The sequence below is a fragment of the Armatimonas sp. genome (assembly GCF_964826245.1).
On record NZ_CBAYMC010000058.1, the window covers coordinates 1 to 19,559 of the forward strand.

Below are 19,559 nucleotides of genomic sequence, written 5' to 3' on the forward strand. Positions count from 1 at the left end.
CTTGCGATCCAGAACTCGATATGTAGCCGAAAGTCTCGGTAGGTCTGTTTCGTGACGATATCTGCCGCCCCATAGACCCCTCCGGCAGCGGCAGGATCGTCGGTCTGTACGCACGTGCCACCGTCTATGGGATCTTGAACAATCGGCCACTTAATCGGCAGCGATGAGCGAAAGCGAGGCCCTTGCCAGTAGGTCCATTTCTCGTCGAGGGTCTTCCGTGTGCCGTCTAGGAGTATCTGAGCACCTGGGATAGGTTTTGCGCCCACCCCAAGCTCCCTGCGTTTTTTCGGGTACGGCGGCACCGTGCGCCCCTCGGCCTTGACGCGCTCCAGAAGCGCTTTAAGCTCCAGCACCCGGCTTGGTTGCTCGGCATAGCGGTTGACGCGCTCCGCAGGGTCGTCCTTGAGGTGAAATAGCTCGCCGGGCTGACCGTGTGGCGGGCTGGGGCGGAGTGAGTCGGGCTCGCCCTTGCCATTGTCGTTGCCGCTGGGGGCGTTGATAAAGACCCAGTCGCCCTGACGGATTGCAAACTTCCCGGAGGCGGCCTGATGTACGGTCGGGGTACTTCGGCGCATGCCCGGTTTGCCCTGAAGTGCGGGAAGCATATCCACGCTGTCTTCTGCGGCGTTTTCGGGAAGCTCGGCTCCCAGAACCCCAGCCAGAGTGGCCATCAAGTCCACGTGGCAGATCGTCTCCTTGCAGACCGATCCGGGTCGGATTTTCCCAGGCCAGCGGGCGAGAAACGGAACACGGTGACCGCCCTCCCACATATCGCGCTTCACCCCACGCAGTCCCCCTCGGCTATCGTGACCGAATGTCCCAATCCGCTCGTAGGCTCCGATTCCGACTTCTCCTGCCACCTCCGGGCCATTGTCCGAGGTGAAGATTACCAGCGTGTTTTTCTCTACCCCTAGCCGCTTGAGCGCTGCGAGCACATCCCCCACCACACCATCGGTCTGGGCCACAAAGTCTCCGTATGCCCCCGCTTTGGTCTTCCCTTGCCACTCTTTTGAGGGAACAATCGGGAAGTGGGGCGAGGTGAGCGGCAGATACAAAAAGAAAGGCTTTTCGGCGTCCTGGCTCGCCTTCTCCAGCCAGCTCACGGCGCGTTTTCCCACCTCAGGCAAGATATCCTCAAGCTTCCAGCCCTCGAGAATCGGGCCGGGACGGTTGATCTGGCCGTCTTTTTCGGTGTGTCGTGTGGGCACTCCCACGGTTCGGTCGTTCTCGATAAAGCAGTACGGCGGGAAGTTGGGCAAGTCCACGCCAAAATAGTCGTCAAAGCCTCGCTCAGTAGGCCCCTCCGCGATGCGCTTGGTGAGATCCACGTTGGTTGGCCCCGCGTTGACGCCTTTGGGTGGCGCACCGTCTTTGGTTATCCAGCCCCAGCCCAGATGCCACTTTCCAAAGCACGCTGTCGCGTAGCCATGCCCCCGCAGTAGCAGCGCCACGTTCAGGCGATCTCGCTCTAAAATAGACGGTCCCCAGGGAGCGACCACCCCATTCTTGAGAATCCCTCGCCACGCATAGCGCCCCGTGAGCATCGCATAGCGCGTGGGGGAGCACACCGAGGCGGGCGCGTGGGCATCCGTGGCACGCACGCCCTCGTGGGCAAGCCGATCCAGGTTCGGTGTCGGAATCTTCGAGGCCGCGTTGTAGCAGCTGAGATCTCCATAGCCAAGGTCATCCGCGAGAATCACGACAATATTGGGCCGAGTAGGCGATATTGCAAACATGCGAAAGGGTTCACCAAAATCGTGTACAATACCTGCATGCAGGCCACCGCAGAAACACGACAGCGGATGCTTCTAGCAGGAGTGGGGCTCCTCACGCCGATGGTGCTCCTTGCCGCCTTTGGCCTCTTCGACCGCTACGCCCCCCGCACACCCAGAGATCAGCTCAGCTCACGATTTGGCTCCGACTCGCCTACCCCCGAGATGCTCGACCGAATCCGTCGGGTGCAGCAGGAGCTTGTCGGGTATGCCAAGCAAGCAAACTGGCAGAAAGTGGCCCAACGCGCTGCTGACACCTGTGGCCAGAGCTGCTCTCCCTCTATCGCCACAATCCAGGCGGAGGCCTACTGGCACCTGGGGAAGCGCGAGCTGGCAGCGAAGCTCTGGAGCCCTCGCTACGACAGTGCCACGCCTGCAGGGCAGGCAGACATTCTCGCCCTCCAGGGAGATCTCAAGCGCTACACGACTTTTACTCAAGCGCTCCTTAGCGCCCCCGACGCTGAAAGTGATGGCAATCCCAACGACCGCGCCTGGGCACTGGTGCTCCTTCCTAGTGCCCTCAAAGACTACGCTCCCGCCGTGGCGCTGGGCGAGCGTGGAGTGCAGCTCACTCCCAAGATGCCTCCTGAGGGACGGGCCAATGCGCTCAATACCTTAGGGGTCGCGCTCTACCGCGCCGGGCGGTTCCGTGAGGCCATCACAGCTCTTGAGGAGAGCGAAGCGCTCCTCAAAGAGCCCATGAACACTGTCTTTTTAGCGCTTGCACACCACAAGCTCGGGGAGCGTGGGAAAGCCCGCCCCCTCGCCGACCGCTATTATAATTTCCTCCAAGCCTCGCTCGGTAAGGATTTGAGAAACCGCCCAGAGTATCTTCTCTTCGAAAAAGAGCTGAGGGTAGTCTTGCCTCCGCTCCAGAAAGCAACCACCCCGTGAAAGTAACCACCCTGTGACCCCTCCTCCCTCCGCCTCGGCTACCCCGTCGGCCCGTGCCTCGCTCTTGGTTTTAGGAACCGCTGCCTTTCTCGTGCAGGCCGATTCCCGTGTCATGGACCCGCTCCTCAAGCTTATCGCCGGTGACTTTCACACCACCAAAGAAGGCGCGACCATTGCACTAACGCTCTATGCGTTTGCCTACGGCCTCTTCCAGCTTTTCTACGGCCCCCTGGGCGATAGAGTAGGCAAGCTTAAGGTGATGGCAGGGGCACTGGCGCTTTTTTCTCTGGGAGAGGCGCTGGGGACACTCATGCCCTCTCTTCCCCTCTTCACCACTCTGCGCTTTCTCACTGGAATGGCCGCCGCCGCCGTGATCCCGCTCTCGCTGGGCTATATCGGCGATAAGTTTCCCTACCAGGAGCGCCAAGTCACTCTAGGACGGTTCATGAGCGCCTTGATGCTCGGGCAGATTCTGGGGAGCAGCCTGGGAGGAGTTTTCGGGGAGTTTTTAAGCTGGCAGGTGATCTACCGCCTCTTTGCGGGGGCCTCTCTGCTCATGGCCGTGATGCTCTGGCGAGAGAGCAGGCGCGTGCCTGAGGAGCCGCGCCCCGATCGGAAGTTCTCGTTTGCGCCTTATCTGACGCTCTGGGCCATGCCACAGGCTCGGATTGTTCTGGGAACGGCTTTTGTTGAGGGCTTCTTTATCTTTGGCGGCCTGCCGTTTCTAGGAGCCTCCCTCAAGGAGCGCTTTGGGCTTTCCTATCTCACCATCGGGCTCTTGCTGGCGTGCTTCGGTATCGGGGGGCTCATCTACAGCGCGAGCGTGAAAAAGCTCGTCCCCAAGATTGGCGAGCTGGGGACACTACTCTTGGGCGGCACGCTCTTGCTCGCGGGCTACTCGCTGATCGGGTGGCTTCCGGTCTGGTGGCTCTTCATTCCCGCCATCATTATCTTTGGCATGGGCTACTACACCATGCACGGCCCGCTCCAGACCCGCGCCACCGAGCTCTCTCCCACCATGCGCGGCACCGCCGTCTCGCTCTTTGCCTTCGCGTTCTTCTTGGGGCAAGCGGCAGGCCCTGCCGTGATGGGGCAGGTTCTCAAAAGCGGCGGCTATGGCATGGGCTTCTCCCTCGCGGGAGCCGGGCTGTTCGTGCTAGCTCTCGTGGCAAGAAAGCTCTTCCAGGCGCAAAAATAGGCGACCCTCCTCCCTTCGCTTCGCTCTTCCCTCCTCCCAATCCTGCGGAGGCAGGATTGGGGGAGGGAGTACGAATCTCCCCCTCTCTCCCCTTCCTCCCAGGATTGTGAGGAGGGGGCCGGGGGGGGAGGAGGGAAAACGGGAGGAGGGAAAACGGGAGGAGGGTACTCAGTGTGGGAAGACCATGTACATCTGATAACCGCTTGCCATCCCAAAGATGCCCCAGAGGGTCGGGATCACGTAGTCGCCTAAAATGAGCCCTAGAAAGAACGGCAAGAGCTTGCGGTAGCCCCCGATTCCGGCGTAGCGCAGCGTGATGGTCTTCAGCACCCACGCGATCAGAAACGGGCACCACATGTACTCCATCGTGTTGGTCATTCCCACCGCATAGCCCAGCGGGTGGAGGGGGAAGCCATTGAAGCGCTGCCGGAGCACCGAGATCGCGATTGCAATCAGAGCCCCCACGCCTGCGCCGAGGAGCCCCGGAATATCGGCGAGGGTGGGCGAGACTAAGAGAGAGACCGCCTGTCGTGCGGGAACCAAGGCTCCTCCCTGGAGGGCAGGGCGGACTTTTGCCGTCGCCGCGCCGTAGGTGTAGTAGATGTCTAAGTGCGCCCAGAACGCCGCCAGAGTCCCGATCACGGCGGCAAAGAGCAGCGGCTTGAGAAGCGCACGCGGGGCGAGCCCCCCGCCTTGCGCCATCTTCAGCGCCTCGGCAGAGTGTGGCATCGGGTTGTCGCGCATGTCGTTCATCCAGTTGGTGTAGCCAATCAGGAGGACGGCTTGCTTGCCCGAGAGATGGTTCTGCCCAAAGACATCCGCCACAAACTGCCCATTGCCCCACATCGGAGCCCATGCCCAGCCCGCGCCCGCCTCACTCACCACCCGTGCCAGCGTGATCGCGCAGCACGTGTAGATCAGAACATAGGTCAGTGCCTGCCAGAAGCTCGCCCCGGCTACCGTCAAGAAGAGCGTCAAAAAGAGCAAGCCCCCCCCGCCGCCCAAAAGCGCCATGCGTGGTGTCATGAGCTCCTCGTGCGTATCGGCAGCGGGCTTCTCCAGCGCCTCAAGAGCTTTCTTCAGCGCCTTGCGGGCCATCCAGAGCGAGAACAGCGCAATCCCGACAAAAGCTCCGAGGCCCTGCTCTCTCACATAGGGCATCCGGTTGGTCGGGCCGCTCCCACCGCTCTCGGAGAGCCCTAGCCACGCGCTCCCGATCACCAGTGCCTTCTGCACCAGATACATACTCCAGCACGAGAAGCTAACTTCCAGAGAGAGCAGATACGCGATTCCAATAATCGAGGGATAGAACGCCAGCGTGAAGCGTCCCATGGTGCTCAACGGTCGCTGGGTAAAAAGCGGCCCGAGCTCGTTGATGCCCATCCCCGGTTTCAGGGGAATGCTCGGCACCGAGGGGTAAAGAAAGTTGATATAGTTCACACTCTCCAAGAGCCCTGCAACCACCACGCCCGCCCAGAATAGTGGATTCTTAAAGATGGGGGCGCGCCCCCCGTTCTCCGTGATCTCCAGCGGGAGGAGCACCAGCGGAAAGGTCAGGCGCTCCTCCTCAATCCACTGCTTACGAAACAGAGACATCGCGCAGAGTAGTGTCCAGAACACGGTGATAATAAAGGCGCTCCACGCCAGCACCGGAGCTGCCCAGCCCTTAAGGTTCGCCACCGTCCAGAGAGTCGTGTTGCCCCGAAAAAAGCCACTCAGCACCTCGGGGTCGCGCGGAGCGAGCCACTCCGGGATATTGGGCCAGATATAGTCCTTGAACTTACTGCCCCCCGTGGCGTAGTCGGAGTAGAACGGGGCGGGAATCTGGTTGATGAGGATCTGCACAAAGCCATAGCCTGCCGCGCAAGTTCCCACGCAGAGCATTCCATAGAGCGTGATCAGCTCCTTCTGGTTCAGTGCCCACTTCTTCGCAAACTTCAAGAAAAACAGATTCAGGCAGACGAGCGCAAAGAGCATCACCAGCGGGCCGCGCTGAAGCGCCGTCTGTGTCCAGAGAAGTGCCTGGGTTACCACATAGGCATAGGTGCCGAAGTAGGCATTGGCCAGTAACAACAAGGTTCCGAGACCATAAAGCACTGTCTTTCGCATGGGGTACCATTGTAGCGGAAAAAACACCATGCAACTAACTTTTCGGGAGCTGGCTGAAGATGAAGTGGAAGGCTGCGCACGCTGGCTAACCCTATCAGAGCCATGGATCACACTGGGGTTTGATCAGGCCAAGAGCGAGTGGGCACTCCGACGTGGAGGGCTAGAAAAATGGGTAGCGGCAGACACGGAGAATACGCCCGTCGGGATTGCGCTCCTGAACTTTGGCGGGCCTTTTATCGGCTATCTTCAGATTCTGTGCGTTGCGCCTGAGCAGCGGGGTAAGGGAGTCGGGAGCGCGCTCCTTGACTTTGTCGAGGAGCGCGTCTTCTCCCGCCACCCCAATCTCTTTCTGTGCGTCTCTGATTTCAATGACGGTGCCCAGAGGCTCTACCAGCAGCGCGGCTTTGAGCAAGTTGGGCGGTTGGAAAACTTTCTGGTCGCAGGCCACGCGGAGCTTCTTCTGCGCAAGACGCGTGGCCCGATCTTTGGCCGCTAGAGCGGACGAACCCAGATATTGCGGAAGCGTGTGGGGTTGCCGTGGTCTTGCAGCTGGAGCGGCGCGGGGCCGTGTGGGGTGTACTTATTGACATCCTTGTGCGCCACAGGCCAGAGAATCTCGCGGTGGTTGTGCAGCAGAATGCCATTTTGGATCACCGTCACATACGCAGGACTCTCTAGCTTGCCATCAGCAGCAAACTTAGGCGCGGTGAAGAGAATATCGTAGGCTTGCCACTCACCAGGCTTGCGGCACGCATTCACCAGCGGCGGGTTCTGCCCATAGACTGCACCACACTGCCCATCGGCATAGGTCTCACTGTTGTACGAATCGAGCACTTGGATCTCGTAGCGTCCCTGGATAATCACGCCTGAGTTGCCCCGGCCCTGACCATTGCCCTTCACCTCAGCAGGCGTGGCAAACTCCAGATGAAGCTGCATGTCCCCAAATTTTTGTTTTGTCTCGTTGCTCCCAAGGCCCTTGGTAACCTCCATCGCCCCGTCAACAATCTTCCAGGGACGAGTCCAAGCATCGGTACTCTTACCATCGAAGAGCACAACAGCATCGGCAGGAGGCGGCGTAAACGGCCCCGCCGCAGGAGGCGTCACCACAGCAGGTCGGGGGCGGAACTTATCGTGGACGCGCCATTTCCCCCCGGGCAAAAACGGCGTATCGGTAAAACCATCTTGAAAAAATCGCATGCCTACAGTGTAACCAATAAAAGGTTTAAGAACAAGATAGTCATGGTAGAATATTTCAAAATGGCATCCCCCCCTCAAGTCGCCCCCGGTGGCAAGCTACGTCTTCCTCTGGTGGAAAGCAACCGCTCCACGGGTGGAGCCTTTCAGATCTGGCAAGGGGAGGAGCTTCTCTATCAAGGCTCACAGTATGGCAATGTCGTGCCTGAACCTGCGCCGGATGTCTGGCGTCCCATTGGCCTCCTACAACGACAAGGGGCAAGTTACTCCATCTTCCTCTACATTCCTACCACAGCTCTCCCCGGTGCGTACGAGCTACGGATCGCCACGACTGTCGGCTCCCGCAGCGGCCCGTTTGTGGTAGGCTAGTCTTCCCAGCGGAAGCGGGCTAGGGCAAACCCCGCGAAGGCGATGGCAAACCCTAAGACGATTCCCAGCGACGGGAGCACTTCGACAAGTCCTAAGCCACGCCAGGTCACTAAATCAAAACCATCTACCGCCCAGCGCGTCGGGAGAAGCTGTGAGAGGGGCTGTATCCAAGCGGGCATCATGAATGTCGGAATCCACGCTCCCCCAAGGAAGCTCATGGTTAGCACGGCGGGAACGGCGAACGCACGACACTGCCCTTCGGTGCGCCCCAGTGCGGCGATGAGCATCCCAAAGGCGGCCACCATCAGCGACGAAGCCACGGCGAGCAAGACAAAACCAGTCACACTGCCGTTCACTCGAATCCCGTAGAGCACCGCACCAAACGCCAAGACGGCAGAGAGCACGACAAGCCCGATAATCGCCGATGAGATCCAGCGGCTACCTAGAATGAGGAGGCGAGAGAGAGGCGCAGCCCGCAGGCGCTTCCAGAGCCCGAGCCGTCGGTCGCGCACCATGCCAATGGCAAAGTCTATGGCGAAGAAGAGAAGGCCCTGGACGCCCATCCCAATAAAAACATGGGTTGCGCCTGCCTTGCCACCACTCGCATCTTTAGGCTCGTTGGCACTCTTAGCGACCACAGCCTCGCTCTCCATCTCACAGGGACTTGACATTCCCATCCCCGAGTTGGCTGTCTGCGTCCCCTGGCTGCCCTGCCACTTCTGGACACTGCGTAGCAGATCTATAAGTGCGGCTTTCTCTTTGGGGTCGCGGCTGGTGTCGGACTCAGCCATTTCCAGCGCATCGCCAATACTGTTATTGGAGCCAGAGAATGCCTCTTTGCTAACGACTTGCATCACTTGCTGGGTCATCAGGCCCTGTGCCATCTGCAAATCGGCAGTATGCGCTGGGTCGTAGAGAAAAGTCAGCTTTGGACGCGGCGCGATCGGGTTGAACATAGCGCTTGAGGATTGCATGCCAAAGTCTTTGGGAATCACGAGGGCGACAGAGACTTTGCCTTTCCCGACGGCTTCTCGCGCCTGGGCTTCACTCGCCGCAGAGACTTTAAAGCTCTCATCGGTCTTAAGGCCCGCGATAATTTTTTGCGCGACAGGGCTCTGGTCGTTGTCAGCAACCAAGACGGCAATAGTGGCTTTCTTGCCACTGCCGCCTCCGCCAAAGATCATGGCAAAGAACGATGCCAGCATGATCGGGACAAAGATCGTGGCGATCATGGCCCGCTTATCGGAGAAAAAGAGGCGCAGGTCGTTGCCGACCAGAGTACGAAAAACCCGATTCATGCGTCGCGCAGGCTCCTTCCGGTTAGGTGCAGAAAAACAGACTCCAGCCCACCGCGCTCCGTGGCCTCTTGCCAGCTTAGCCCGTGGGATTTCAGTAGCTCTAAGAGCGCCTCGTCGGCCTCCAAAGTAATCGCACGTTTCTGCGCTGTCGGCAGCAGCTCACGAAGCTCGGCCTGCGTCCCTTCAGCGACAATCTGTCCCTGATCCATGATCGCAATTCTTTCGCAGAGGCGCTCGACCTCTTCCATGTAGTGTGTGGTGTAGAGCAGGGTAATTCCCTCCGTCGCGAGCTTCTCCAGCGCCTCAAAGATGGCATTGCGGCTCTGCGGGTCTACACCAACCGTGGGCTCATCGAGCACCAATAGCTCCGGCTCATGAAGAAGCGCGGCGGCTAGGTTCAAGCGGCGCTTCATCCCGCCCGAGTAGGCTCGCACCCGGCTCCTCGCCCGATCCGTCAGCCCCGCCACCTCCAGGCCATACGCCACGCGCTCGGTGAGCTTTGCGCTGCCCAGGCCATAGACCGCCCCAAAGAAGCGCAGGTTCTCCGCCGCCGTGAGATCTTCGTAGAGCGCCAGCTCTTGCGGCACGTAGCCAATCTTGCGCTTGAGCGGGTCACACTCACCAGAAAGAGGCTCCCCATTAAAGAGAATCTCGCCGCTATCGGGCTTGAGGGCACCGACCAGCATCGAGATCGTCGTGGTCTTGCCTGCGCCATTGGGACCGAGCAGCCCAAAACGCTCCCCGCGCTTTACGCACAGCGAGAGCCGGTCGACTGCGACCCGCTCGCCGTAGCGCTTGGTCAGGTTCTTAAGTTCGAGCATCGTACCACCAAGAACACTCAGCGAGGCGATTTGGTTGCAAAAATACCTATTTTATGGGAGCAGACAGAAGTTGCAAAGGCTCCACAGCAGGAACTCCATCAAGCTCCAGTACAATTACGGGGAGGAGCTGACCTTTGAGTGCCTCGGGGAGCGTGAGCGTGACACCTTCCGGGCGACCAACGGCAATCACGGGAATACGCTCTTTGCCCAGTGTAAGCGAGCCTGTGCGGTTGCCGCGCGAGTCCACGGTGAGCATGCTAGACTTCGTATAGCCTGCCAGTGTCCGTGCGCCCTTGAGCTTGGTCTTGAGTCCGGGCAGGGTAATTTGTGCCTGAGTGGTATCAAAAACATGTAGGTAGAGCTTGTTGCCCTTGCGCGTCACACGGCCCCAGGGGAGCGGCTTGGGAAACGGGCTGGCCTGCGTGCCGTAGATCGCCTCACCGTGTGCCTTGAGCCACTTGCCCATCATATTAAGGCGCTCGACAATTGGCTGCGGAAACGTGCCCTCCGGCGTTGGGCCGACATTGAGTAGATAGTTGCCGCCTTTGCTGGCGCAGTCAATGAGATTTTTGAGAAGCGTCTCCGTGGACTTCCAGTTCGTGTCCTTGCTCTTAAAACCCCAGGTGTCGTTGAGGGTCATGCACGACTCCCAGTCCACGCCCTCACCAAAGCCATTGGCGGGAATCTCTTGCTCAGGCGTACCGTAGTCACCCGCAAAGTCCCCCTTGGTCATCCCGGCCATGCCCTGGCGGCCTTTATCCACGCGGTTATTGACAATAATACTGGGCTGGAGCGAGCGCACAAACTTATACAAGTCCTCGCCCTTGTCGTGGGTCCAGGTGCCTTCCCACTCCCCGTCGAACCAGGCGATTCCAATCGGGCCGTAGTTGGTAAGAAGCTCCTTGAGCTGGCCCTTCATGTACTCGATGTAGCGACCAAAATTCGCCTCAGCCGTCGGGCGCTTATCCCAGCCACGGCGTGGGAGATAGTCGGGGTGGTGCCAGTCCATGATCGAGTGATAAAAACACAGCTTGATTTTCTGCTTCTGGCACTCTTGCGCCAATTCTTTCAAAATATCGCGCTTGAACGGTGTCCCCATCACGTCCCAGTCGGTGAGCTTACTATCCCATAAACAAAATCCATCGTGGTGCTTGCTGGTGATGACGATATAGCGCATCCCCGCGTTTTTTGCTGTGGTCACCCACTCTTTGGCGCTGAACTTCACGGGATTGAACTGTGACTGAAGCGGCTCGTAGTCAGCGACCGTGAGCTGTGCGGAGTTAAAAATCCACTCCCCGACCCCGCCAATATCGCGCCCCTTCCAGACCCCGCCCGGCACGGCGTAGAGGCCCCAGTGAATAAACATCCCAAAGCGTGCTTCGCGGAACCAGGCCATTCGTCGCTCGCGGTCCGCGTCTAAATGTGTGCGTTTCATGAGGGTATTTTACCTGACCGCCCCCCTAGCCCCCGTCCGACGGGGGTTAGGGGGGAGGAGCTGCACCAAGCCGGGTGGGAGCTTGAACTCGACATCTTCTTCGAGCACGATAAACTCCTCGACACTTGTCGCGCCACGGGCCTTGAGCGCTTCGACAACACCTTGAAAAACATCCTCGGGGGCAGACGCGCCGGAGGTCACGCCGACGGTCTGTGCGCCGTCGAGCATGGCGTCGGTGAGGAAGCTGGCATCGTCGATGAGAAAGGCGCGGGCTCCGTGTGCTTCGGCGACCTGGCGCAGGCTGCGGGAGTTGGACGAGGTCTGCGAGCCGATCACCAGGATCGTATCGGCTTTCTGGGCGAGCACTTTCACGGCGTCTTGGCGGTTCTGAGTGGCGTAGCAGATGTCCGATGATGGCGGGTTCTCCATCCGGGGAAAGCGTGCCTTGAGCGCGTCCACAATGCCGCGCGTCTCATCAATCGAGAGGGTTGTCTGCGTCAGATAGATCAGCTTTTCGTCGGGCGGCTCGGGCAGACTCGCCACCTCGTGCTCCTCACAGACTAAGATCAGCTTTCCCGGTGCCTCGCCCATCGTGCCTTCGGTCTCGACATGGCCCCGGTGCCCGATGAAGAATATCCCGTAGCCACGCTTGAGAAACTTATGGACTTCTAGGTGGATCTTGGTGACCAGCGGGCAGGTGCCGTCTATCACATTGAGCTGCCGCTCTTTTGCTTCTTCGCGAATGGCGGGCGAGACGCCATGGGCCGAGAAGATCAGGTTACTGCCCTCCGGGACATCGCTCAGGAAGTCGGTGAAGACTACGCCGCGCTTCCGTAGCCGTGCCACGACATGCTCGTTGTGGATGATCTCATGTCGCACGTAGAGAGGTGCGCCATAGACCTCCAGCGCCACTTCCACAATCTCAATCGCCCGATCCACTCCCGCACAGAAGCCGCGCGGACCCGCCAGAAGAACGTTCATCAAGGATTATTGTATCGCCTGAAGTGGGAAGCGATAAAGACGTGGCATGTCTTCTAAAAGCAGGCTGCGCTGGTCAAGCTGCGCGACCGTCTCATAGTCAATTACTTTCGGAGGTCGTGTCAGGCGAGTGAGCGGGAGGCCATGCACGCTTGCCCAGCGCTCGACGGGCGAGCTGCGCTCCCAGAGCCGCTTCTTTGCTAGCGCCCCGTACTCCGCCGCGCCTGCACTCTCATAGCGTGTCCACGACCAGCCAGCGGGCATCTCTTGCAGATGAAAGACATCCGACGAGAACGCCAACGCGAGGCGTGGAGCGACACTCGCCAGACCCGCGACAGGGAGCGCCCGCCACTGCCACGGCCCAACCGCATCGGAGATCAGAAGCTCCGCAGGAAGCGGCTCGTCACGCCGCGCTAAGCGCTCCAGAAAACGCAAAACGGCACCAGGTGAGGCGCTACGCACAAAAAAAGCCTCTTGCACAAGGCGTAGTGTACCCTTTCGGGAACCGTAGCGCCTCAGATAACGTACTGTTAATCAAGTTAGGGCAGACAGTGGAGAGAAACGTCCCTGAGCCCGATAATCCCTGCGTGGTATACTACCCGTACTGTTGGCGGGGTTGCTGAGGCGCTTTGAGCGTCCCCGTGCCCCGAGGAGGCTTTCCGTTTGAACCGTATTTTACGACTGGGGTTGCTAGTCGTTTCCGTGATCGCCGTGGGTTTCTTCTTATTCAGAGGATCACTCTCGCGCACGTCTTTCCCCTGGTTTAACGCGCCACAGCAGCTTGAGTACAGCGAGTTCCTGGAAAAAGTTAACTCAGGTAAGATCATTGCTTCTGGGAAGTTTCATAAAGGCACCTTCACGGGTAAGTACCACTCCAATGCCCCAGGTGCCGTCAGTAACAAGCTCGACTTCCAAGTCGCGCTCCCCCCGGACCAACCGGAGCGTAGCCGTCTTACCAAACTCCTGAGCGAAAAAGGAGTGGCATTTGGCTGGGAGCCGGAAGGCCCGATGGACTACGTCCTCGCCTCACTCCTGCCCGTTTTAGCGCTGGTGCTCGGAGCGGGCGTGATCTACATGATCTTCAGCCGCGCGGCCCAAAATGGCAACAACCAGGCGATGAACTTCACCAAGGCGCGCCACCGCCGTCCTAGTGAGAACGTGCCCAAGGTCACGTTCGACGATGTCGCGGGTGTGGAAGAGGCCAAGCAAGAGCTCCAGGAGATCGTGGATTTTCTGAAGAACGCCCGCCGCTTCCAAGCGCTCGGCGCTAAGATTCCGAAGGGAGTTCTGCTACTGGGCCCTCCCGGCTCAGGTAAGACCCTGCTGGCCCGTGCGATTGCGGGTGAGGCACAAGTTCCCTTCTTCCATATCTCAGGCTCGGACTTTGTGGAGATGTTTGTCGGGGTGGGTGCAAGCCGCGTCCGCGATCTCTTCGACACGGCTCGCCAGAACCGCCCGGCGCTTGTCTTTATTGATGAGATTGATGCTGTCGGTCGCCAGCGTGGCGCAGGCTGGGGCGGTGGCCACGACGAGCGTGAGCAGACCCTCAATCAGCTCTTGGTCGAGATGGATGGCTTCGATCCGAACTCGGGTGTGATCTTGATCGCTGCCACCAACCGCCCCGATGTGCTCGATCCCGCTCTACTTCGTCCAGGACGTTTTGACCGTCGCGTGGTGGTGGATGCTCCCGATGCCAAGGGCCGCGAGGCGATTCTTGGGGTTCATACCCGTGGCAAGCCCATGGACGACGACGTGAACCTGGAGAGTATCTCCAAGCGCACACCGGGTTTTGCGGGTGCCGAGCTGGCCAACCTGGTCAACGAGGCCGCGATTCTGGCGGCTCGTCGCGAGAAAACCAAGATCGGGATGTCCGAGTTTGAAGAGGCGATTGACCGCGAGATGATGGGGCCCGCACGCAAAAACCGCCTGATGACCGCAGTCGCCAAGCGCCGTACGGCGGTTCATGAGGCAGGTCATGCCCTCATCGCCGAGCTTCTGGAGCATGCCAACCCCCTGCACAAAGTGACGATCCTGCCGCGTGGTCGGGCACTGGGCGTGACGATTACTCTCCCTACAGAGGATCGCTACAACCAGACCAAGGCCGAGATGGAAGACATGATCGCCATGGCACTAGGCGGGCGAATCGCGGAGATTTTAGCCTATGGTCAGGAAGGCGGCCTCGATACGGGGGCTTCCAACGACCTAGGGCAGGTCACCGAGATTGCACGGGCGATGGTCTGTGAGTTCGGGATGAGTGAGCGCCTAGGCAACCGTCGCATCGGCAAGCGCCATGGCAATGGCTTCCTGGGTGGCAGCGGAGGAATGGAAGAGCGGGACTACTCGGATGAAGTCGCCAAGATCGTGGACGAAGACATTCAGAATATCATTGACCGCAACTACCAGCGTGCCGAAGATATTCTCCGCACCAACCGGGTTGTCCTAGACCGCCTGACGGATGCCCTGATCGAGCGTGAGACACTGGATCGCGACGAGTTCCTGGCTCTGATTCAGGATGCCATCGCGCCCAGTATCGGAGGACGGAAGCCTGAGCCACCGAGCAAGCCGCAGGAGCCACCTGCACCACCTGCTCCCTCGGAGCCCAGCGAGCCAGCGGCAACACGGCCCAGTAGCCCACGTCCCACGCGCCTCGAACCAGGCATCGCGTAAAAAAGAAATCGTACCGCCGGGCGAAAACCTTCGCCCGGCGGTATTATTTTGTCTGGCATGAACGAAGACCGCGTCCCCACCAACTATAAACTCATCCGGCTTGTCCGCACTCAGAGCAGCGAGGTCTATCTCATCTGGGACGATGACCGACGCATTGGGCAGATTGACCTGCACTATGCCCATGACACCATCCACGGCACCTTGATTCTGGAAGCAGATCTCCCGGTGGAGCAAGAAGAAGGGCTGATCGCGCAGATTGACGATGACATTGCGCAGTCCTATCTGCCTAACTTCGACCGTGAGGACTTTCTTATCACCGTCTTCCGGGGCGAGGAGATCAGCCACTACACCGATACCTCAGGGGCAGCCGACGACGAGCCCTTCGACGATGACGACGACTAACCTCTCGCTTGAGACGCTCGCCCAGCGGGCCTTTGCGTTTTTCTGGCAGGAGACAAATCCTCAGACGGGCCTGACGAAAGACCGGGCAAAAAATATCGGGAAGGCTGATGACTATACAGTCGCCTCCGTGGCCGCCACAGGCTACGCACTTGCCGCACTCCCCATCGCGGCAAGCCGTGGCTGGATCAAGAAAGCTGAGGCGCAGAAACGTGCCCTCCTTACCCTGCATTTTCTGAGCAGTCAGCTCTCCCACGAACATGGCTTTTTCTACCACTTTATAGACTGGCGCGATGGCAAGCGGGTCTGGAGCTGCGAGCTCTCATCCATTGACTCCGCGCTGCTCTTTTTGGGAGCCCTGGCCGCTGGGCGCTATTTCAAAGGGGAGTGTGCCAAGCTCGCCGATGCTCTCGTGGCCCGCGCCGACTGGCGCTGGATCCAAAACGGGGGCAAAAATCTTGCCCCCAGCATGGGCTGGAAGCCGGAGTCGGGCTTTTTAGAGGCGCGCTGGAGTGGCTACACGGAGGCAAGCTACCTCTATCTCTTGGCACTGGGTACGCCAACCCACCCTTTGCCACAAGCCTCGTGGGATGCGCTGAGCTTCACCGAGAACCCCGCCGTGCCGATCTTCTGGGCGCAGATGACGCCCGGCTATGTGAACTTGAAGGGGCAAAGAGACCGTCAGGGCCGCGACTGGTGGGCACTCTTCCAGCGCTCCCATGAGCACCATGTCGCCTTCTGCGCAAAGAACGCCGAGAGGTTCGTGACCTACCGTGAGGGGATCTGGGGAATCAATGCCTGTGATCAGCCACCACCCGTTGGCTACGGTGCGCAATCTCCACGCGAGGGCGAGCATGATGGCACGGTGGCTCCCACCGCAGCGATGGCGGGAGTTCTCTTTGTCCCAGAGCAAGCAAAACAAGCTCTGGTGGCGCTTCAGAAGCGCTTTGGAGCAAAAATTACGGGGCGCTACGGACTCTCCAATGCCCTCAACGCCGATAAAAACTGGTTCGACCAAGATGTCATCGGGATTGACCTGGGCATGGCGCTCCTTGCCTGGGAAAACTCAAAAACCGGCCTGCTCTGGAAACTGGTTGGAGAGCATCCGTATCTCAGGCGTGGCCTGACAGCTGCGGGTTTTAAACCGGAGCCTCGGCCCCGAGAGCTGTGACTGTAGCCTGGTGTTGGACTCCCTGAAGAAGCGTGGGGTCGTAGGGAAGCGGCAAGAGAGTGGCTTTGGCCGCGAGTACATGGGCCACGGCATCGTCGAGGCGGGTGGCAGGTAGCTCCCCCGAGCGAGCGGCGGCAAGAAGCAACGCATAGGTCTCGCGCTGGCGCTCTAATGTGTGGCAGACCAGCACCATATCGGCTCCCGCTTTCACAGCAGCGAGCGCGGCCTGGGCGGTTCCCCAGCGCTCGGCGACGGCTTTCATCTCCAGGCAGTCCGTGACGATCAAGCCATCAAAACCAAGCTGTCCTCGAAGTAGCTCCGTGAGGATCGTCGGGCTCATCGTGGCGGGCAGCTCAGCATCTAAGTCGGGGAAGAGAATGTGGGCCGTCATCACCGCAGGCACTCCCGCCGCGATTCCCGCTTGAAAGGGAACCAGCTCGCGCACTCTCATCGTGTCGAGGGAGTGCGACAGGGTTGGGAGGGCAAAATGCGAGTCGGTGGCGGTATCTCCATGGCCGGGAAAGTGCTTCAGGCAGGCAAGTATCCCCGCTGCTGCGTAGCCCCGCACCTGAGCCTCAACCATAGGAACCACGTCATTAACGGTCGAACCGAAGCTCCGATCTCCGATCACCGGATTCGCAGGGTTAGAGTTAATGTCGGCGACAGGCGCAAAGTTGGCACTCACCCCGACCGTGCGTAGCTCTAGGCCCGTCTGATAAGCCGCAGCATAGGCGGCCTCTGTGCTCTTAAAGTCAGCGGCGGCGGGCTGACGGCTAAACGGAGCGGTCCCAAAGCGAGCAACACGCCCGCCTTCTTGATCCGTGCCAACTAAGAGGGGAACTCTCGCCAGGCTCTGAAGCGCATCCAGCATCTCTCGTACCGCAGCAGCATCTATATCGGGTGCGGGTTTCTGGCGAGTATCGTGGAGATTACGTCCCATCACGATCATACCGCCTGCATGGAGCTCCTGCACACAGGTGCGAGCCTGCTCATCCAGCGTCGTGCAGCCGTGCCAGCCAAAACAGCAGAGCTGCCCGATTTTTTCTTCGAGGGTCATGTGGCAAGCTCCGCAGAGCGCTCCGTGGCGGCGCGGACAGCTTCCATCACGATTCCCCGAAACGCAGCACTCTCCAGCACGGCGATTCCTGCCATTGTCGTTCCTGCCGGTGTCGTGACAGCATCTTTAAGCTCCATTGGGTGCTGACCGGTTTCTAGCGCCATGCGTCCCGCGCCGATCAGTGTCTGGGCGGCAAGCTGGCGCGCGGCAGGGCGTGGCAGGCCCATCCGAACGCCCCCATCGGTGAGGGCTTCTAGAAATAAATAGACAAAGGCAACCCCTGAGGCGGCGACCCCCACGACGGCGTCCATCTGGCTCTCCGCCACTTCGAGACAGAGTCCTAGCGCGGAGAAGAGGCGCGAAACCGTGGCCACATGGGAGTCTGTTGCAGACTTACCGCGACAGAGTGCCGACGCTGATGCACTGATCTGCGCCGGGGTATTGGGCAGGACACGAAGAACCGGCTGGCCCTCAGAAAGAACGGCCTCCAGCGTGCTCGTAGGAACTCCCGCCGCAACGGAGATGATGAGGCACTCCGGTGTCAGCGCCTCACGCACTTCGGTGAGAACCGAGACGAGCTGGTAGGGCTTGACGGCGAGCAAGAGCACCTCGGCTCCTACCACCGTCTCACGATTGGTGGGCATCACCCGTGCACCTAGCTCCGCTGCCAGCGCTACGCCCGAGAACCTCCCCGGCAGAGTAAGCTCTGCCGGGAGGAGCTGCCCCGAGGTCACCCAGCCACGCAGAATCGCGCTACCGAGCTTTCCCGTCCCAATCGCCGCGAGCCTCACCTAGAGCCGATCAAAGAAGGGCTTGGGCTGCTCGCCGGGCTTATCGGCGTGGATCATGACATTGGCTGGGGTGAACAAGTACGCCCCTTCCGCAATCTTCTCCACATAGCCATCTAATGCATACGTCACGCCATTGAGAAAGTCAATCAGCCGCTCTGCGACTTCGGGCGGGGTCTTCTCCAGGTTCAGGATCTGTGGCTCACCCTGCTTGAGGCGATCCGCTGCCTTCTGAACATCGGCAAACGACGACGCGGGCATGATATTGATCGAGCCATCGCGGACGCTGGAGAGTCGGTAGGTGGTGTTACGGGTGGTCATAGTGGCAGTAGCCGGCGCAGTGACAACCGTGGTCGGGGGAACCGATCGTGAGCTGCGCCGCGATATAGGCTCAGGATCGTCGAAACCATCCTCTTCTTCCAGCTCACTCGCGGGGGCTCGTAGCCCAAAGAGGGTCTTTAGCCGGTCTTTAAAGCTGCTCCCCACCGGCTCTTCTTGCTCGTCCTCACGCTCATAGGCGTTGTACATTGTTCCTCGCTCCTCACAAACTTTGTTATTTAATAAAACTAATTCCGTGGTGGTCTCTCACCAAAAAGGGCCGTCCCAATCCGCACCAGTGTTGCCCCTTCCGCAATCGCCGCCTCAAAATCTCCCGACATTCCCATAGAAAGCACCTGCCGATTCTCACCCGGAAGTGCCTCAAAAAGATCTCGTAGACGAGAAAAATGGGGACGCGCCCCCTCGGCATTTTCACACAGAGGAGCCATTCCCATCAGTCCCTTCAGTCGTAGGCAGGGCAGAGCCGCTACCTGCTCACAGAGTGCCTGTGTCTCTGATTCTGCCACCCCTGCACGGATCGCACTTCCCGTGAGGTTGACTTCTACCAGCACCGACAGCTCTTTTTGGTTTCTCTCTGCCTCAAGCGAAAGCGCCTGCGCCAGCGAGAGCCGGTCTACGGTCTGCACGGTATCGAAAAGCGATACGGCAAGCCGCGCCTTATTGGACTGCAGTCCCCCAATCAAGTGCCAGCGGAGCCCGACAAGATCCTCCAGTGCAGCACGCTTCTCACGAGCCTCCTGAACATAGTTCTCCCCAAACTCACGCACGCCTGCTTCCCATGCCGCACGCACAGCCTCCGCAGGGTGACGCTTACTAACACCGACCAATGTGATCTCTTCTGGCGACCGACCCGCACGACCTGCCGCCACCGCGATTCGCTCGCGGACGCTTAAAATATGCTCAATGATGGTTATCTGCACTCCGTATGCGGGGCATTATAACCCCGTGTGTTAGTAACTGTCAATGGCGTTTGAACTTACACCGTAAAAATAACAAAAAGAACTATTGTTTGTCAATAGCTTTACGGTATCATGCAAGGATGCAACGTCTCCTGGCAAAACCTTCCCCCC

The 19,559-nt window shown here is 59.6% G+C and carries 19 protein-coding genes; 7 read left to right on the forward strand and 12 right to left on the reverse strand.

Annotation, left to right across the window (positions count from 1 at the left end):
• On the reverse strand, positions 1 to 1,736 hold a 1,736-nt coding region (locus AC1XOS_RS07735; protein WP_481961638.1), incomplete at its 3' end, for a sulfatase family protein.
• 36 nt (positions 1,737 to 1,772) lie between these two features.
• Between AC1XOS_RS07735 and AC1XOS_RS07740 the strand changes: the two genes are divergently transcribed.
• Both AC1XOS_RS07740 and AC1XOS_RS07745 read left to right on the forward strand, forming a co-directional pair.
• Positions 1,773 to 2,666, forward strand: coding sequence for a hypothetical protein (locus tag AC1XOS_RS07740; protein WP_481961639.1), 894 nt, complete (start codon positions 1,773 to 1,775; stop codon positions 2,664 to 2,666).
• A 13-nt stretch (positions 2,667 to 2,679) separates the two neighbouring features.
• The gene (locus AC1XOS_RS07745; RefSeq protein ID WP_481961640.1) at positions 2,680 to 3,864 is read left to right on the forward strand and encodes an MFS transporter; all 1,185 of its coding nucleotides are present in this window, start codon (positions 2,680 to 2,682) and stop codon (positions 3,862 to 3,864) included.
• A 168-nt stretch (positions 3,865 to 4,032) separates the two neighbouring features.
• Here the strand turns inward: AC1XOS_RS07745 and AC1XOS_RS07750 are convergent, their stop codons facing one another.
• The gene (locus AC1XOS_RS07750; RefSeq protein ID WP_481961641.1) at positions 4,033 to 5,973 is read right to left on the reverse strand and encodes a DUF6785 family protein; all 1,941 of its coding nucleotides are present in this window, start codon (positions 5,971 to 5,973) and stop codon (positions 4,033 to 4,035) included.
• Positions 5,974 to 6,001: 28 nt separating this feature from the next.
• Here AC1XOS_RS07750 and AC1XOS_RS07755 point away from each other — a divergent pair, with 28 nt between their 5' ends.
• Positions 6,002 to 6,469, forward strand: coding sequence for a GNAT family N-acetyltransferase (locus AC1XOS_RS07755; protein WP_481961642.1), 468 nt, complete (start codon positions 6,002 to 6,004; stop codon positions 6,467 to 6,469).
• On the opposite strand, the gene AC1XOS_RS07760 is transcribed toward AC1XOS_RS07755, so the two are convergent.
• Positions 6,466 to 7,170: a 3-keto-disaccharide hydrolase gene (locus AC1XOS_RS07760; protein WP_481961643.1), complete on the reverse strand. Its 705-nt coding sequence runs from the start codon at positions 7,168 to 7,170 to the stop codon at positions 6,466 to 6,468. The two genes, AC1XOS_RS07755 and AC1XOS_RS07760, sit on opposite strands and share 4 nt — an antisense overlap.
• 60 nt (positions 7,171 to 7,230) lie before the next feature.
• On the opposite strand from AC1XOS_RS07760, the gene AC1XOS_RS07765 reads away from it, so the two are divergent.
• Positions 7,231 to 7,536: a hypothetical protein gene (locus tag AC1XOS_RS07765; RefSeq protein ID WP_481961644.1), complete on the forward strand. Its 306-nt coding sequence runs from the start codon at positions 7,231 to 7,233 to the stop codon at positions 7,534 to 7,536.
• On the opposite strand, the gene AC1XOS_RS07770 is transcribed toward AC1XOS_RS07765, so the two are convergent.
• Genes AC1XOS_RS07770 through AC1XOS_RS07790 form a run of 5 tightly spaced genes read right to left on the reverse strand, consistent with a single transcriptional unit; the run spans position 7,533 to position 12,548 of the window.
• Positions 7,533 to 8,834, reverse strand: a complete 1,302-nt coding sequence (locus AC1XOS_RS07770) for an ABC transporter permease (RefSeq protein WP_481961645.1) — start codon at positions 8,832 to 8,834, stop codon at positions 7,533 to 7,535. The two genes, AC1XOS_RS07765 and AC1XOS_RS07770, sit on opposite strands and share 4 nt — an antisense overlap.
• On the reverse strand, positions 8,831 to 9,655 hold the full coding sequence (locus tag AC1XOS_RS07775) for an ABC transporter ATP-binding protein (RefSeq protein WP_481961646.1): 825 nt from the start codon (positions 9,653 to 9,655) through the stop codon (positions 8,831 to 8,833). Before AC1XOS_RS07775 ends, AC1XOS_RS07770 begins: the two co-directional genes overlap by 4 nt.
• A 46-nt stretch (positions 9,656 to 9,701) precedes the next feature.
• Complete coding sequence (locus tag AC1XOS_RS07780; RefSeq protein WP_481961647.1) at positions 9,702 to 11,090, reverse strand: alpha-L-fucosidase; 1,389 nt, start codon at positions 11,088 to 11,090, stop codon at positions 9,702 to 9,704.
• 9 nt (positions 11,091 to 11,099) lie between these two features.
• Entirely contained in the window at positions 11,100 to 12,071 is a 972-nt protein-coding gene (gene ispH, locus AC1XOS_RS07785; RefSeq protein WP_481961648.1) for a 4-hydroxy-3-methylbut-2-enyl diphosphate reductase, read from the reverse strand.
• Between the two features lie 6 nt (positions 12,072 to 12,077).
• A complete protein-coding gene (locus tag AC1XOS_RS07790) occupies positions 12,078 to 12,548 on the reverse strand; it encodes a hypothetical protein (RefSeq protein ID WP_481961649.1) in 471 nt (156 codons plus the stop codon).
• 183 nt (positions 12,549 to 12,731) lie between these two features.
• On the opposite strand from AC1XOS_RS07790, the gene ftsH reads away from it, so the two are divergent.
• Genes ftsH through AC1XOS_RS07805 form a run of 3 tightly spaced genes read left to right on the forward strand, consistent with a single transcriptional unit; the run spans position 12,732 to position 16,305 of the window.
• Entirely contained in the window at positions 12,732 to 14,735 is a 2,004-nt protein-coding gene (gene ftsH / locus AC1XOS_RS07795) for an ATP-dependent zinc metalloprotease FtsH (RefSeq protein ID WP_481961650.1), read from the forward strand.
• A gap of 57 nt (positions 14,736 to 14,792) precedes the next feature.
• A complete protein-coding gene (locus AC1XOS_RS07800; RefSeq protein WP_481961651.1) occupies positions 14,793 to 15,137 on the forward strand; it encodes a hypothetical protein in 345 nt (114 codons plus the stop codon).
• Positions 15,124 to 16,305, forward strand: coding sequence for a glucoamylase family protein (locus AC1XOS_RS07805; protein WP_481961652.1), 1,182 nt, complete (start codon positions 15,124 to 15,126; stop codon positions 16,303 to 16,305). The genes AC1XOS_RS07800 and AC1XOS_RS07805 overlap by 14 nt, the downstream gene beginning before the upstream one ends.
• Here AC1XOS_RS07805 and nagZ read toward each other — a convergent pair.
• The 4 genes from nagZ to AC1XOS_RS07825 are packed head-to-tail and all read right to left on the reverse strand — an operon-like array spanning position 16,274 to position 19,409.
• Entirely contained in the window at positions 16,274 to 17,362 is a 1,089-nt protein-coding gene (gene nagZ, locus AC1XOS_RS07810; protein ID WP_481961653.1) for a beta-N-acetylhexosaminidase, read from the reverse strand. The two genes, AC1XOS_RS07805 and nagZ, sit on opposite strands and share 32 nt — an antisense overlap.
• Positions 17,359 to 18,153, reverse strand: coding sequence for a pyrroline-5-carboxylate reductase (proC, locus tag AC1XOS_RS07815; RefSeq protein ID WP_481961654.1), 795 nt, complete (start codon positions 18,151 to 18,153; stop codon positions 17,359 to 17,361). Before proC ends, nagZ begins: the two co-directional genes overlap by 4 nt.
• Entirely contained in the window at positions 18,154 to 18,678 is a 525-nt protein-coding gene (locus AC1XOS_RS07820; RefSeq protein WP_481961655.1) for a cell division protein SepF, read from the reverse strand.
• 38 nt (positions 18,679 to 18,716) lie between these two features.
• Positions 18,717 to 19,409, reverse strand: coding sequence for a YggS family pyridoxal phosphate-dependent enzyme (locus tag AC1XOS_RS07825; RefSeq protein WP_481961656.1), 693 nt, complete (start codon positions 19,407 to 19,409; stop codon positions 18,717 to 18,719).
• Between the last annotated feature and the right edge of the window lie 150 nt (positions 19,410 to 19,559).

Coding starts and splice junctions, on each gene's coding strand:
- AC1XOS_RS07740 (WP_481961639.1), top strand. CDS start 1,773: ATGCAGGCCACCGCAGAAACACGACAGCGGATGCTTCTAGCAGGAGTG.
- AC1XOS_RS07750 (WP_481961641.1), bottom strand. CDS start 5,973: ATGCGAAAGACAGTGCTTTATGGTCTCGGAACCTTGTTGTTACTGGCC.
- AC1XOS_RS07755 (WP_481961642.1), top strand. CDS start 6,002: ATGCAACTAACTTTTCGGGAGCTGGCTGAAGATGAAGTGGAAGGCTGC.
- AC1XOS_RS07760 (WP_481961643.1), bottom strand. CDS start 7,170: ATGCGATTTTTTCAAGATGGTTTTACCGATACGCCGTTTTTGCCCGGG.
- AC1XOS_RS07765 (WP_481961644.1), top strand. CDS start 7,231: ATGGCATCCCCCCCTCAAGTCGCCCCCGGTGGCAAGCTACGTCTTCCT.
- AC1XOS_RS07770 (WP_481961645.1), bottom strand. CDS start 8,834: ATGAATCGGGTTTTTCGTACTCTGGTCGGCAACGACCTGCGCCTCTTT.
- AC1XOS_RS07775 (WP_481961646.1), bottom strand. CDS start 9,655: ATGCTCGAACTTAAGAACCTGACCAAGCGCTACGGCGAGCGGGTCGCA.
- AC1XOS_RS07780 (WP_481961647.1), bottom strand. CDS start 11,090: ATGAAACGCACACATTTAGACGCGGACCGCGAGCGACGAATGGCCTGG.
- ispH (WP_481961648.1), bottom strand. CDS start 12,071: ATGAACGTTCTTCTGGCGGGTCCGCGCGGCTTCTGTGCGGGAGTGGAT.
- AC1XOS_RS07800 (WP_481961651.1), top strand. CDS start 14,793: ATGAACGAAGACCGCGTCCCCACCAACTATAAACTCATCCGGCTTGTC.
- AC1XOS_RS07805 (WP_481961652.1), top strand. CDS start 15,124: ATGACGACGACTAACCTCTCGCTTGAGACGCTCGCCCAGCGGGCCTTT.
- nagZ (WP_481961653.1), bottom strand. CDS start 17,362: ATGACCCTCGAAGAAAAAATCGGGCAGCTCTGCTGTTTTGGCTGGCAC.
- AC1XOS_RS07820 (WP_481961655.1), bottom strand. CDS start 18,678: ATGTACAACGCCTATGAGCGTGAGGACGAGCAAGAAGAGCCGGTGGGG.